Origin of the sequence: Shouchella rhizosphaerae (assembly GCF_036700015.1) — a bacterium.
GTDB lineage: Bacteria > Bacillota > Bacilli > Bacillales > Bacillaceae_D > Shouchella > Shouchella rhizosphaerae.
The window spans coordinates 4,178,756-4,191,890 of the sequence record NZ_CP144921.1 but is presented as its reverse complement, the minus strand read 5'-3'; the positions used below and the strand labels follow the sequence as shown (position 1 = coordinate 4,191,890).

At 46.2% G+C, this 13,135-nt stretch carries 15 protein-coding genes; all 15 read left to right on the top strand.

The window, feature by feature from the left end; genetic code table 11:
* Positions 1-17: 17 nt before the first annotated feature.
* The 15 genes from xerC (at position 18) to flgD (ending at position 13,123) form a co-directional block, all read left to right on the top strand.
* Positions 18-926 carry a tyrosine recombinase XerC gene (gene xerC, locus V5G21_RS20950; RefSeq protein ID WP_035201467.1) on the top strand — a complete coding sequence of 303 codons (909 nt, stop codon included), beginning with the start codon at positions 18-20 and terminating at the stop codon, positions 924-926.
* A gap of 24 nt (positions 927-950) precedes the next feature.
* On the top strand, positions 951-1,496 hold the full coding sequence (hslV, locus tag V5G21_RS20945; RefSeq protein ID WP_011247118.1) for an ATP-dependent protease subunit HslV: 546 nt from the start codon (positions 951-953) through the stop codon (positions 1,494-1,496).
* A gap of 25 nt (positions 1,497-1,521) precedes the next feature.
* The gene (gene hslU / locus V5G21_RS20940; RefSeq protein ID WP_011247117.1) at positions 1,522-2,913 is read left to right on the top strand and encodes an ATP-dependent protease ATPase subunit HslU; all 1,392 of its coding nucleotides are present in this window, start codon (positions 1,522-1,524) and stop codon (positions 2,911-2,913) included.
* Between the two features lie 25 nt (positions 2,914-2,938).
* Positions 2,939-3,718, top strand: coding sequence for a GTP-sensing pleiotropic transcriptional regulator CodY (codY, locus tag V5G21_RS20935; protein WP_011247116.1), 780 nt, complete (start codon positions 2,939-2,941; stop codon positions 3,716-3,718).
* A gap of 513 nt (positions 3,719-4,231) precedes the next feature.
* The gene (gene flgB, locus V5G21_RS20930) at positions 4,232-4,627 is read left to right on the top strand and encodes a flagellar basal body rod protein FlgB (RefSeq protein WP_011247115.1); all 396 of its coding nucleotides are present in this window, start codon (positions 4,232-4,234) and stop codon (positions 4,625-4,627) included.
* 12 nt (positions 4,628-4,639) lie between these two features.
* Positions 4,640-5,086, top strand: coding sequence for a flagellar basal body rod protein FlgC (gene flgC / locus V5G21_RS20925; protein WP_011247114.1), 447 nt, complete (start codon positions 4,640-4,642; stop codon positions 5,084-5,086).
* Positions 5,087-5,102: 16 nt separating this feature from the next.
* Positions 5,103-5,399, top strand: a complete 297-nt coding sequence (gene fliE / locus V5G21_RS20920; protein WP_011247113.1) for a flagellar hook-basal body complex protein FliE — start codon at positions 5,103-5,105, stop codon at positions 5,397-5,399.
* A gap of 34 nt (positions 5,400-5,433) precedes the next feature.
* Entirely contained in the window at positions 5,434-7,017 is a 1,584-nt protein-coding gene (gene fliF, locus V5G21_RS20915) for a flagellar basal-body MS-ring/collar protein FliF (RefSeq protein WP_011247112.1), read from the top strand.
* Positions 7,018-7,037: 20 nt separating this feature from the next.
* Positions 7,038-8,045, top strand: a complete 1,008-nt coding sequence (gene fliG, locus V5G21_RS20910; RefSeq protein WP_011247111.1) for a flagellar motor switch protein FliG — start codon at positions 7,038-7,040, stop codon at positions 8,043-8,045.
* Position 8,046: 1 nt separating this feature from the next.
* Positions 8,047-8,808 carry a flagellar assembly protein FliH gene (gene fliH / locus V5G21_RS20905; protein WP_244153286.1) on the top strand — a complete coding sequence of 254 codons (762 nt, stop codon included), beginning with the start codon at positions 8,047-8,049 and terminating at the stop codon, positions 8,806-8,808.
* Positions 8,768-10,105 carry a flagellar protein export ATPase FliI gene (fliI, locus tag V5G21_RS20900; RefSeq protein WP_073304208.1) on the top strand — a complete coding sequence of 446 codons (1,338 nt, stop codon included), beginning with the start codon at positions 8,768-8,770 and terminating at the stop codon, positions 10,103-10,105. Before fliH ends, fliI begins: the two co-directional genes overlap by 41 nt.
* Positions 10,106-10,114: 9 nt before the next feature.
* Positions 10,115-10,558 (top strand): flagellar export protein FliJ, encoded by a 444-nt coding sequence (gene fliJ / locus V5G21_RS20895; protein ID WP_011247108.1) that lies wholly within the window; start codon positions 10,115-10,117, stop codon positions 10,556-10,558.
* A complete protein-coding gene (locus V5G21_RS20890) occupies positions 10,559-11,119 on the top strand; it encodes a MotE family protein (RefSeq protein WP_073304206.1) in 561 nt (186 codons plus the stop codon). It begins immediately after the preceding gene.
* 8 nt (positions 11,120-11,127) lie between these two features.
* On the top strand, positions 11,128-12,702 hold the full coding sequence (locus V5G21_RS20885; RefSeq protein ID WP_142237514.1) for a flagellar hook-length control protein FliK: 1,575 nt from the start codon (positions 11,128-11,130) through the stop codon (positions 12,700-12,702).
* Positions 12,689-13,123 carry a flagellar hook assembly protein FlgD gene (gene flgD, locus V5G21_RS20880; RefSeq protein ID WP_095316008.1) on the top strand — a complete coding sequence of 145 codons (435 nt, stop codon included), beginning with the start codon at positions 12,689-12,691 and terminating at the stop codon, positions 13,121-13,123. The genes V5G21_RS20885 and flgD overlap by 14 nt, the downstream gene beginning before the upstream one ends.
* The last annotated feature ends 12 nt before the right edge of the window (positions 13,124-13,135 follow it).

The window sequence follows — 13,135 nt, the reverse complement described above, 5'->3', positions numbered from 1 at the left end:
AGTTCTAAGAGGGAGGCATGAATGTGGAATTATCTGAACGGCTTTTGATTGACCAATTTGTCCGCTATGTCCAAGTCGAAAAGAACGGTTCAAAATGGACAATCGACCACTATCGAAAAGACGTACAGCAATTCGCCGCATTTATGTCGGCAGCGGGCATTGCCGAGATAAAAGACGTAAAGCACCAAGATGTCCGCCTTTTTATAAGCGAGCTTGTCGATAAGAAGTATGCGAGAAAATCGATCGCAAGAAAATTGTCGGCGCTTAGAAGCTTTGGGAAATTCTTAATGGAAGAAGGGCATATTAGCGAAAACCCTTTCTTGCACACGCATTTGCCTAAACAAAAAACACGTTTGCCTACTTTCCTCTATGAAGAAGAAATGGAGCATTGGCTTTTAGCGCTTCCAGCAAATAAGCCTCTCGAAAAGCGTGATAAGGCGATCATCGAGTTGCTGTATGCAACGGGAATGCGTGTTTCGGAATGCAGCATGTTGGCACTTGACCAGTGGGATCGAGTAAGCGAGACGGTACGTGTTTTTGGAAAAGGCCGCAAAGAGCGGTATGTTCCAGTAGGGAAAATGGCTGTTAGCGCTGTTGAATCGTACATACACGAGGCGCGTCCTAAGCTACTCCGTGCAAACGATCCGACTTCCCATTTGTTTTTGAACTATCGTGGAGGAGCGTTAAGTGATCGGAGCATTCGGAAGATTGTGGAAAAAAGGCTGGACGAAGCGGCTATGCAGAAAAAAATAAGCCCACATGCGATTCGCCATTCCTTTGCGACCCATTTGCTTAATGCTGGTGCTGACTTGCGCGCTGTCCAAGAGTTGCTAGGCCACCAATCGCTTAAGACGACACAAGTTTATACACATGTAAGCAAGGAGCGGCTCTATGCCGTTTATAAAGGCGCCCATCCGCGAGCCTAAGTTTATAAAAAGGAGCGTTTGACAATGGAGGGTTTCCACGCAACAACGATTTTTGCGATTGCCCATAATGGCGGGTTTGCTATGGCTGGCGACGGCCAAGTGACGTTTGGGAATGCTGTGGTGATGAAACATACCGCACGCAAAGTCCGCAGGCTATACCATAATAACGTTCTTGCAGGCTTTGCTGGTTCAGTTGCTGATGCTTTTACATTGTTCGAAAAGTTTGAAGCGAAACTGGAAGAATACAATGGCAATTTGCAGCGCGCTTCTGTCGAGCTAGCAAAGGAGTGGCGCAGCGACCGGGTGTTACGAAAACTTGAGGCGATGCTAATTGTGATGGATAAACAGGCTTTGCTTCTAATTTCGGGAACAGGAGAAGTGATCCAGCCTGACGACGGGATTCTCGCTATTGGCTCTGGAGGAAATTACGCACTGAGTGCAGGACGTGCGCTAAAGCGCCATGCCCCTGGGTTGAGCGCACGTGAAATCGCCGTAGCTGCCCTTGAAACGGCAGGAGAAATTTGTGTGTATACAAATGACCAAATTGTCGTAGAGGAACTGACAGAGTGATGATGAACGATTGGAGGGTAAAGCAATGACAAGCACATTGACGCCTCGGGAAATTGTCGAGCGGTTGAACCAATACATTGTCGGGCAAGACGGGGCAAAACGATCTGTTGCTGTTGCACTGCGTAATCGCTATCGTCGTACAAAGCTTGATCCTTCCATGAGGGAGGAAATTACTCCGAAAAACATTTTAATGATTGGTCCTACTGGCGTTGGTAAAACGGAAATTGCCAGAAGGCTTGCAAAACTTGTAGGCGCGCCGTTTATTAAGGTGGAGGCCACAAAGTTTACGGAAGTCGGCTATGTCGGCCGCGACGTGGAGTCCATGGTGCGCGATTTGGTCGAGTCAAGTGTCCGTCTTGTCAAAGAAGAGCGAGTCGCACTCGTAAAAGACGAAGCGAAACAGTTGGCTGACAAACGGCTTATCGAACTTCTTGTCCCTTCCATGAAAAAGGAAACCAATTATAAAAATCCGTTTGAAATGCTCTTTAGCCAGCCGGATAAAGAGGAGGAGGAAGACGGAGAAGAGGAACTGACCCGTGCCAATTTAAAAAGAAAAATGGCGGAAAAGCTAAAGCAAGGCGAGTTGGAAGAGCGCACCGTTACGGTTGAAGTGACAGAACAAAATCATGGTTTTATGGATTTGTTTCAAGGCGGGGCGGGTATGGAACAAATGGGCATGAATATGCAAGAGATGCTATCAAACATGATGCCGAAGAAAAAGAAAAAACGCCGCATGACAGTAGCCGAAGCCCGTGGTGTACTCGCTGAAGAAGAAGCACAAAAACTAATCGATATGGATGATGTCACACAGGAAGCGATTACACGAGCGGAACAGCTCGGGATCATCTTTATCGATGAAATTGATAAAGTGGCTGGAAAAAACGATCAAGGGGCCAATGTTTCTCGAGAAGGTGTCCAACGCGACATTTTGCCTATTGTAGAAGGTTCGACTGTCGTGACAAAATACGGTGCTGTGAAAACGGACCATATCCTTTTTATTGCAGCAGGCGCTTTTCATATGGCCAAACCTGCAGATTTAATTCCGGAATTGCAAGGGCGCTTTCCAATTAGGGTCGAACTGCAAAGTCTTTCTGTCGATGATTTTGTCCGCATTTTAGTAGAACCGGACAACGCATTGACAAAGCAATATGAAGCACTTTTGCAGACCGAAGGTATAGAAATGAAGTTTTCAGACGAAGCTGTTCGTAAGATTGCGACGATTGCGAGCGAAGTGAACCAAGAAACAGAAAACATCGGAGCGCGTCGTTTGCATACGTTGCTAGAAAAATTGCTTGAAGATTTGTCCTTTGAAGCAGCCGATATTCACTTGGAGACACTTGAAATCACTGAACAGTATGTCGAAGAAAAACTAGGTTCCATTGCAAAAAACCGCGATTTGAGCCAATTTATATTGTAATAGCAAACAAAGGAGAGATGTAGGAATGGATTTACTTACAAGAACAAGAAAGATTAATGAAATGCTGCAGAAAACAAGCGGACAACACGTCAATTTCCGCGAAATGGCGATGACGTTGCGTGAAGCGATTGGCTCTAACGTCTTTGTCGTTAGCCGCCGTGGTAAATTGCTCGGTTTCTCTATTGAAGAAGAGATTGAGAATGACCGCATGAAAAAAATGCTCGACGAACGCCAGTTCCCAGAAGAGTATACAGATGGCCTATTTAAAATTGAGGACACTTCTGCCAATATTGATGTAGACAGCGAGTATACGGCGTTTCCTGTTGAAAACCGTGACATCTTTAAAAATGGCTTGACGACAATTGTGCCAATTAAAGGTGGCGGTCAACGTCTTGGCACGTTGATTCTATCCCGTTTAAACCGCTCTTTTAGCGATGATGATTTGATCTTGGCTGAATATGGTGCAACGGTTGTCGGCATGGAAATTCTCCATGAAAAGACTCAAGAAATTGAAGAAGAAGCGCGCAGCAAAGCTGTTGTACAAATGGCGATCAGTTCACTGTCGTATAGTGAGCTGGAAGCAGTTGAACATATTTTTGAGGAGCTTGACGGCAGAGAAGGATTGCTTGTAGCAAGCAAAATCGCTGACCGTGTTGGCATTACCCGTTCTGTTATCGTTAATGCCTTGCGTAAACTTGAAAGTGCAGGTGTCATCGAGTCTCGTTCTTTAGGAATGAAAGGCACTTACATTAAAGTGCTTAATGACAAGTTTCTGTTAGAACTAGAGCGCATGAAAGAAGACTAAGCCCAATTTTATAAAGCAATCAGACTGCTCGATAGTCTGGGAACCACCCGTCCGATGGAGGACGGGTGGTTTTTTGTTTTGCTGATGTGCTCTTTTTCAACTAGAAAGAAGGACCTAGAGTAGGGTGTTGTTTCAAGTGTTCAGTCGATATGTAACGTCGATAAAGGGACCAAATTCCTAAAAAGTAACAAAGTTAGGTAGGGAAAAGAGGGAGATATGTTCGAAAAGGGCATTAATGCCCAGTTCCAGCTAAAAACTTTCTTTCCAATAAACTAGTAAAAATGACAATTGAACCAAGAGTCTAAAGTCCTAAAAACAGTGACATTATAACGTTTATCGGGACTAAAATCACTCCTAATAGTGGTACATTAGACTTAATTATATATAAATCTCAAATGAGCTTAGACAAACATCTCAAAAACTAGTAAAATTTTATCAGGGCTAAACATGGGAAATAGTGCTTAATCTTTCCTGTTTTTATGAGAAAAGACATGAGTAAAAGGAGGGAGACAGTTGTTCGTTACTAGTACAATTGCGGCGCTTGAAGAAGGCATACGCTACTCGTCGACGAAACAAAAAGCGATCTCAACAAATCTAGCAAATGTCGACACACCTAATTTTAAAGAGAAAACCGTGTCTTTTGACCAAGTTTTACAGGCTGTCGGGGAAAAAACGGGACACTTGCAAGCGAAGCGGACAGACGAGCGCCATTTGTCTTTTCCGCTTCCTGGGAATGGCGTTGTTTCATTACGGGAAAAGGGAGAGCTATACAACCACAATGGGAACAGCGTCGACGTTGATAAGCAAATGACCGAAATGGCGAAAAATCAACTTTATTACAATGCACTCGTTGACCGAATTAGTGGAAGCTTTCAATCGCTTGAAACAGCAATTAAAGGTGGCAAATAGGAGGAATGGCATATGACGATGTTTTCAAGCATGAACGTATCTGGATCAGGACTGACACTACAGCGATTGCGAATGGATGTAGCAGCAAGCAACATTGCTAATGCAGATACAACAAGGGCCGAGCGTGTAAATGGCGAATGGCAGCCTTACCAGCGGCGAATGGTTGTCCAAGGACCGACGTCAATGGGGCGCTTTTCGTCAGATCTGCAAAAAGCAACGGCCGAGCTTGATCAGGGAGTTGTAGCAAAACAAATTGTCCGCGATCCTACACCGGCCACTCTTGTTTATGACCCCGCCCATCCTGATGCAAATGAAGATGGGTATGTCTCGAAACCAAATGTTGAGATTGCAAGAGAAATGGTCGACATTACAAGTGCAACGAGGTCCTATGAAGCAAATGTCACAGCGCTTCAAGCTAGCAAAGGGATGGTCATGAAAGCACTGGAAATAGGTCGTTAAAGGAGGATGAGGAAAGATGACAATTGAAGCGATGCAGCCACTTCTTCAACCGCTCGCTACACAAGCTGGCAAAACGGAAGTAACCAGCAAAGGCGCCGATTTTAAGTCGGCTTTATTGAATGCTCTCCATTCAGTCAACCAAGATCAGCTTGCTTCAAGTGAAGCAACACAAGCACTTGTTAAACAAGAACCGATTGACGTGCATGATGTCATGATTGCGGCGAGCAAGGCATCGGTTTCAATGCAAGCCGCGCTAGAAGTACGGAATAAAGCAGTAGAAGCGTATCAGGAAATGATGAGAATGCAAATTTAAGCCGCCTGAAAGGCGAGATGCAAGCGGAGGCGCCATGAAGGAGAAAGCGAAGCAATTCAAGAACCAGGTGCAAACGTTTTGGACAGAGAGCAGTACGCTGCGAAAAAGTGCAGTTATTTCCGTTGTTTTACTACTTTTATTAGCGATTGCACTGGCTGCGGCTCTTTTATTCCGAACGAATTATGCGCCTTTATATAGCCAATTGACATTGGCCGAGGCTGGCCAAATACAAGAAGCGCTCGAACAACGAGGGGTGGCTGCCCGCGTTTCAAATGACGGCACCACCATACACGTGCCTGAGGCGGATGTAGATCGGTTGAAAGTTGACCTCGCCGCTGAGGGGCTGCCTAAAAGCGGCAGCATCGATTATGCGTTTTTTCAAAACCAAATGGGTTTTGGGATGACCGATAATGAGTTTACCGTTATCGAACGATCCCTTATGCAAACGGAGCTTGCCGAATTGATAAGGGGCGTCCAAGGCGTCGAGCAAGCGAATGTCATCATTACGCTCCCTGAAGAAAGCGTCTGGCTGAATTCAGGCCAAGAAAGTTCGACTGCTGCTGTAGTGTTGCAGTTAGAGCCGGGGTATACGCTCGATTCGTCGCAAGTGAAAGCCTTATATCATTTAATATCAAAAAGTGTACCTAATTTGCCTATTGAAAATATTGTATTATCCGATTCGCAGTTCAATAACTATACATACCAGGAAGAGGAAACAAGTCCTGCCGCCTCGTTCCAATCACAGCGTGAAATTAAACAAGAAATTGAGTCGGACTTAAAACAAACGATCAATCAACTTTTAAGTGCGGTGGTTGGGCCAGAAAATGCAATCGTATCTGTCACGGCAGATATCGATTTTACCCAAGAACAGCGAACCGAGGATTTAGTTGAGCCAGTTGACGAAGAAGAGGTTTCTGGACTGGCAATCAGTGTTGAACGGATTAACGAAATGTATGAAGGAACAACAGGCAATGAGGAAGGTGTCGCTGGTGTAGGCGATGAGATTCCCAATTATACCGGCGCAGCAGGCGGTGGCGATTCTGAATCAGAGCGGACGGAAGAGCGGATTAATTATGAAGTTAACCGGATCCACAAGGAAATCATCGAAAGCCCTTATGAAATCCGCGATTTAGGAATTCAAGTAATGGTCAACCCGCCAGAAGGGATGCAAGCATTGCCGCCTCAGCAAACGGCAGACATCACGGCTATGTTAGAAACGATTATTCGTACGACATTGCCAGATGACGGCGAGGAAGAAGGAGAGCAGGATGTTGGTGACCGTGTAGTGGTAACATCGATGCCATTCGCACAAACGGAAACGGGAGAGGCGGAACAGCCGTCGTCAGCAACGATACCGGTCTGGATTTACGCAGTAGCTGCTGGACTCGTCTTGCTAATTATCATACTAGCTGTCCTGTTATACCGGAAAAGAGAACCAGCTGACTTAGCAGAAGAGCAAGACGAGGCGGCAGAACCAGAGCCAGAGCAAGAGGATGAGCCACTTATGGAGACGGAAGAAACAGAAGAGAGCAAGCAGATGCGGCAATTAAACCGACTTGCAAAAGAACAACCAGAAGACTTTTCAAAGCTTTTGCGGACGTGGCTTTCAGATGAATAGCAGAAAGGAGATTGGACGAAATGCCGAAAGCAAAGCTGACGGGACGGCAAAAAGCAGCGATATTGCTGATTTCGCTCGGGCCCGATACGGCAGCGCAAGTGTATAAACACTTAACTGAGGATGAGATTGAACTGCTGTCGCTTGAAATATCCGCGATGCGAAAAGTCGATAAAGATGTTCAAAACAATGTCATGGGCGAATTTCATTCGATGGCGAAAGCACAGGAGTACATTGCCCAAGGCGGTATAGGCTTTGCGAAGACGATTTTAGAAAAAGCATTAGGAGAAGAAGCGGCCGCCTCGATGATCCAACGGCTGACGTCAACGATCCAAGTAAGGCCATTTGATTTTGCCCGCAAAACGGATGCAAGCCAAATATTAAATTTTATCCAGCATGAGCATCCGCAAACCATTGCCGTAATCCTATCGTACTTGTCAGCCAAGCAGGCAGGTCAAATCATTTCTGCTTTGCCGGAAACGATCCAGACCGATGTCGCAAGGCGAATGGCGCTAATGGACAGCTCCTCTCCAGAAGTGATCGCGCAAGTGGAAGCAGTTTTGGAAGAGAAGCTGTCGCAAACATTGTCACAAGACTTTACGGAAACAGGCGGAATTGAAGCGGTCGTAGAAGTGTTGAATGGCGTTGACCGTTCAACGGAACGGACGATTCTTGATGGGCTCTATATCCAAGATCCTGAGTTGGCGGAAGAAATCAAAAAACGGATGTTTGTGTTTGAAGATATTGTCACCCTTGAAAAACGGGCGATCCAAAGAGTCATCCGCGATGTAGACAACGATGATTTGAAGCTTGCCTTGAAAGTTGCAAGCGATGACGTGAAAGAAATGGTGTTTGACAATATGTCTCAACGGATGGCTGAAGCGTTTAAAGACGAAATGGATTACATGGGTCCTGTCCGCTTGCGTGATGTAGAAGAAGCACAATCGCGGATTGTCGCTACCATCAGGCAGCTCGAAGAAATGGGCGAAATTGTGATTGCCCGCACGAATGGAGATGACGTCCTTGTCTAATGTGATCCGTTCTACTAAGAATGTGAGCATTGCACGGGAAATTGGCATTAAACCTTTGTATCAACGGACAAGAGTACGCGAAACAAGACAAGAACTTGCCAAAGAAGAAGCCGAATTCGAACAGATACAAGAAAAAGCAGAAGCAAAGGCAGCCCAATTGATCGAGGAAGCACAAGCACAAGCGACGGCGATTGAAAAAAAGATGGAAAGCAAACAAGCGGAGCTAGAGCAACAATGGGAAAAAGCGCGCTTGAAAGCAGAACAAGAAGGATATGATGCTGGCTTTACAGCGGGTGAAAGCCAAGCAAAAGCGATTTACGAGTCAACGATCGCGGAAGCGAAGCAAGTGTTAGAAGAGGCGCAGGCGGCGGCAGCATTAAAAGTAGACAAAGAACAACCGCTTTTGATTGAGCTTGCCTGTGCCATTGCTGAAAAGGTGATTGGTGTTTCTATTGCAGAAGACCCCTACTTACAGAATCTCGTGCGAGCCGCTCTTGCTGAAGTGCGCGACCATGCATTTGTTAAATTGTATGTGCCGCCCCATTGGTATAAAAGGCTCGCCGCTTGTGTGGACGAGTTGCAAGGGGCCATCCCTGCCTGTGAAGATTTTCAGCTTATACCAGACGGGCAACTACAAGACGACCACTGTTTTATCGTCACCAATGCTGGAAGAATGGATGCTTCTCTTCCGACTCAGATCGAGCAGTTAAAAAAGCAGCTTCATGAGGCTGCGAGGTGTGGTTCATTTGCAAAAGCTCATTGATCATGTGCACACACTTTCTCCCTATAAGTGGTATGGACAAGTTCGCCATGCTGCGGGGTTGACGATTGAATCAGCCGGGCCAAGGGCATTTATCGGCGAACTGTGCTATATCTGGGCTAGCCCAGATCAAAAGGGGACTAAAGTCCGAGCTGAAGTCGTTGGCTTTAAGGATGACCGCATTTTGCTCATGCCGCTAGACGATACGCGGCGAATAGCCCCTGGGAGCTATGTAGAAGGAACAGGAAAACCGTTAAATGTAGCGTGTGGACCAAGTTTGATTGGCCAAATTGTCAATGGCGTCGGTGAACCATTTTTGCAAAGCACAGCATTGGGGGATACTGACGCCAACTATTCGACGGACAATTCACCTCCAAACCCGCTAGAAAGACCGCGCATTTCCGAAATTATGAGTGTTGGTGTCCGCGCAATTGACGGGCTGTTGACAATGGGAAAAGGGCAAAGAGTTGGCATTTTTGCTGGCAGCGGTGTAGGGAAGAGCACACTCATGTCGATGATTGCTAAACAATCAGATGCAGATGTGAATGTGATTGCTTTAATTGGTGAACGGGGCAGAGAAGTAAAAGAATTTGTTGAGCGCGACTTAGGAGAGGAAGGGCTTAAAAAGTCTGTTGTTGTCGTCGCAACATCAGACCAGCCAGCACTGTTACGAGTGAAAGGAGCGCAAACAGCTACTGCCATTGCTGAATACTTCCGCGACAAGGGTAAGAATGTCAATTTAATGATGGATTCGGTCACCCGGTTTGCGATGGCACAGCGCGAAATTGGCTTGGCAATTGGTGAACCACCGACGACAAAAGGCTACCCTCCTTCTGTTTTTGCGATGATGCCGAAGCTGCTTGAACGGTCAGGTACAAACCAGTCAGGCTCGATCACCGGTTTATACACCGTTCTTGTAGACGGCGACGACATGAATGAGCCTATTGCAGATGCCGTGCGAGGAATTCTTGACGGACACTTTGTATTGGACAGGCAACTCGCCAATCGTGGGCAGTATCCAGCCGTTAATGTGTTAAAAAGCGTTAGCAGGCTAATGAAAGACTTGGTCGAAAACGATCATCTTCATGCAGCAAAGCTTTTTAGGCAACGTTTAGCCGATTACGAGCAGTCAGAAGACTTAATTTCACTGGGTGCTTATAAACAGGGCAGTTCCAAAGACATTGACGCTGCAATTCATGACCATCCGGCTATGCTTGACTTTCTTAAACAAGAAGTCGAAGAAAGCGATTCGTTTGCAGAAACGAAAACAAAGCTTATACAACTTTTTAAACAGGAGTGACGCTTGCAAATGGCATTTCAATTTTCGTTACAAACAGCGATGGATGTATGCAAGCAGGAAAAAGAAGCCGCCCATAAGCAATACGAAGTGGCTGTTGACGCATTTGAATGTGAGGCAATGGCGCTGTTCCGTTTGCTAAAGCAAAAAGAAGATGTGCAAGCAGCGACCGAGAAGATGCTAGTTGAAAAAGCATCGGTTTCCGATTTGCTTATTAGCCAGGCGTGCTTGGACGGACTGGAGCAGCAAATTGGAAAACAACAGCTGCGAACCGACCAGGCTAGGGCTGATATGCTTCAAAAGAAAGCGACGTTCCAGCAACATGCCGTTTCGTATAAACAATATGAACGATTGAAAGAAAAGAAACGCCTTGAACAAAAACAAGCAGAAAACCGCCGGGAGCAACAACTGATGGATGAGTTGTGCGTGACCCGGTTCAAAAGGAAATTTGCCTAAATGAACGAGAAACCAACAAAAAAACGCTGGACTGTGATTTTTGCTTTTGCCGTTCCGTTTTTGGTCATCGTCCTTGCTGCTCTGTTTTTTATCGGCCCTTTGCTAGGGTTTTCGCCAATGGACAGCATTAAAAATACACTCGGGTTTAATACGAATAACCAGGCAGAAAATGAGTGGCAAAAAAAGTATGAGCAGTTGGAAGGCGAACTGCTTGATCTGCAAACGCAGTTGCAGGAGCTCTCCAATGAGCTTGAAGTGAAAAATGCTGAACTAGCAGAAGCGCAAGGACAGCTTGATGACATCAAGGAAAACGAGGATGAGGCAATCGTCAATGTGGAAACTGAAAACATGCTTGAAGAAGGCAACTTGACAGCTGTATTAAAGACTTATCAACAAATGACGCCAAAGCGTGCAGCTGCATTGCTCGATGAAATGAATGAAGAAGAAGCTTATCGCCATGTGGCTGCTATGAAAGATCAACTACGTGGCTCGATTCTCGCGAAAATGCCTGAAGAAAAGGCGGCCCGGTTTTTAGAAAGGCTTGCGCAAGAAGGGGGGTAAACGCAAACGTGCACATAACACAAATGGTCAATGAAATCGCAACATCCTCACGACCGTTAGGCCATGTGAAAGGACAAAGCCAATCGTTTTCTGATCTTCTAATAAATAAGGCTTCATCGTCTGCTGAGGGGCGAAACACTCTTTTTCTTCCTCTTGAAGAGGAGGTGGACAACGACGTTGAAACGTCGGTGCCAAACGATGAACAAGCAAATGACCCTGTTTTAAGTGGGGTCCCCGCTGAAAATCAGGCGAATCCAAATCAAATGCCAATAGGCGTTGTTGACTTTGGCCAGCCTAGTGTTGTGAATGAAGAGGGGAGTAGCAGCAGGCCTGGTCTAGTGGACTCGACGGGCTGGAATTTAGGTAAAACCACAGCAGGTGTTTCCGATGCAGCATTGACTGGGGCAACATCGAGTGAGGAAACGGGTGAGCCGTTAGAGAAACTGGCAAAGGAGCCGGAAGAAAAGGACAATGCTAGTGGTAAACCTACTTTAAGCCAAGAAGAACATAAAGACATAGCCGTGCGTGATCGTAAAGCTGGCGACAAGGAATCGTCACCCCGGCAAGTCGCTTCTCCTCCTTTACAAGACATAGGTACAGAACCGACCAAGGGAGACAACCGAGCATTTCGTGATAAAAATCAACAAATGTCTCCTAATCGTTCGGCGCCTTTGCCGCAAGGAGACGACAAAATAGAGTCCGAAAATAGGGCAGAGTCGCTGAGGCAGGAACAAAAAGTCACGCCTTTAACAAAAGAGCAGGCAACGCTAAGTGAGGCGATGAAAGCCGGCAAAAACGATGCAGCGGCGCAAGTCGTTTTACATTCAAGCGTGCAAGACGAGTCACCTGTTAGGACAGGAACAGAACGGGCTCCAGTTTTTAAAAATGAACCAAACAAGCTTGCTGACCATGAAGAAAACGGGGTACATACTGGGCGAAATGAGGCGACAACGTTACCCGATCCTTCGCCAGAAGAGAACTTTGTACAAACAGACTCTAACAAGCGAATCGTTCATGAAAAGGAGCCAAGCACTGCGCCGCGCATCATAGAAGGACCTAACAAACAAACGCCTAACGGCACAGGAATGGCTAGCGGTCAGATGGGAATCGAAGGAAGCGTTACTGTGGAAGCCACGAAACTGCCAAGTGGAAAAAGTGCGCTGCCTCCTATGCTGACTAAGCAGCTTGAACGAGTGCTAAAGGCGGCTGTGTTAAAGCAACATGGAGATGGGGCGTTGCAATTGACGGTTAAACTGCATCCGGAAACGCTAGGGCGTTTGCACGTACAACTGCTCCATTCAAGCCAAGGGCTCGTCGTCAAACTGCTTGCTGATAAAAAAGCAACTGCAGAAACGCTAGAGCGCGCTCTCCCTGGATTAAGGCAATTGTTTAACCAAGAAGCCACGTTTGAAATTGGGCCAATTGATGAAGAAGGGGACGAGCAAAGCAATGGTGATAGTGGACAGGAAGGCGGGCGGAAGCAACCGGAAGAAGAGGTTAGCGAACAACGGAAGCAGCATTCATTTTCAGATTGGATGAGTCAAGAACAAGGAGAAGGAGAGGGAGCGGATGACGCAAGTTGACCCATCGTTGTGGCTTTCCTCGTCACAAAACCAACAGCGGCAACCAAACAATGCACTTGGACAAGACGCGTTTTTAAAGCTATTGATTACACAATTGCAAAACCAAGACCCGAGCAACCCGATAGAAGATCGGGAGTTTATCGCCCAATTAGCAACTTTTTCCCAGTTGGAGCAGCTCACGAAACTGAATAGTACGATGGAATACATGTACTATGAGCAAAAAAGCCAGCAATTGATGGCGCTAAGCGAGTTAATCGGCAAGTCGGTTGAATGGCTTAATGAAAAAGAAAAAGTTGAGCAAGCAACAGTGACTGGAGTTAAATACAACGAGTCCGGCGATTTGCTCGTACAAATCGATGATGACAAGTGGATTGAGGCAAGCAAATTAATTTCAATAATTAAACCAACAACAAACGAGTAAAGGAGACGATCC

Bases quoted from the DNA above. Each gene is read 5' to 3' on its own strand.
- fliE (WP_011247113.1), top strand. From the start codon at position 5,103: ATGACAATTGAAGCGATGCAGCCACTTCTTCAACCGCTCGCTACACAA.
- fliI (WP_073304208.1), top strand. From the start codon at position 8,768: ATGAGGCTGCGAGGTGTGGTTCATTTGCAAAAGCTCATTGATCATGTG.
- fliJ (WP_011247108.1), top strand. From the start codon at position 10,115: ATGGCATTTCAATTTTCGTTACAAACAGCGATGGATGTATGCAAGCAG.
- fliF (WP_011247112.1), top strand. From the start codon at position 5,434: ATGAAGGAGAAAGCGAAGCAATTCAAGAACCAGGTGCAAACGTTTTGG.
- fliG (WP_011247111.1), top strand. From the start codon at position 7,038: ATGCCGAAAGCAAAGCTGACGGGACGGCAAAAAGCAGCGATATTGCTG.
- hslU (WP_011247117.1), top strand. From the start codon at position 1,522: ATGACAAGCACATTGACGCCTCGGGAAATTGTCGAGCGGTTGAACCAA.
- flgC (WP_011247114.1), top strand. From the start codon at position 4,640: ATGACGATGTTTTCAAGCATGAACGTATCTGGATCAGGACTGACACTA.
- flgD (WP_095316008.1), top strand. From the start codon at position 12,689: ATGACGCAAGTTGACCCATCGTTGTGGCTTTCCTCGTCACAAAACCAA.
- xerC (WP_035201467.1), top strand. From the start codon at position 18: ATGAATGTGGAATTATCTGAACGGCTTTTGATTGACCAATTTGTCCGC.
- V5G21_RS20890 (WP_073304206.1), top strand. From the start codon at position 10,559: ATGAACGAGAAACCAACAAAAAAACGCTGGACTGTGATTTTTGCTTTT.
- codY (WP_011247116.1), top strand. From the start codon at position 2,939: ATGGATTTACTTACAAGAACAAGAAAGATTAATGAAATGCTGCAGAAA.
- hslV (WP_011247118.1), top strand. From the start codon at position 951: ATGGAGGGTTTCCACGCAACAACGATTTTTGCGATTGCCCATAATGGC.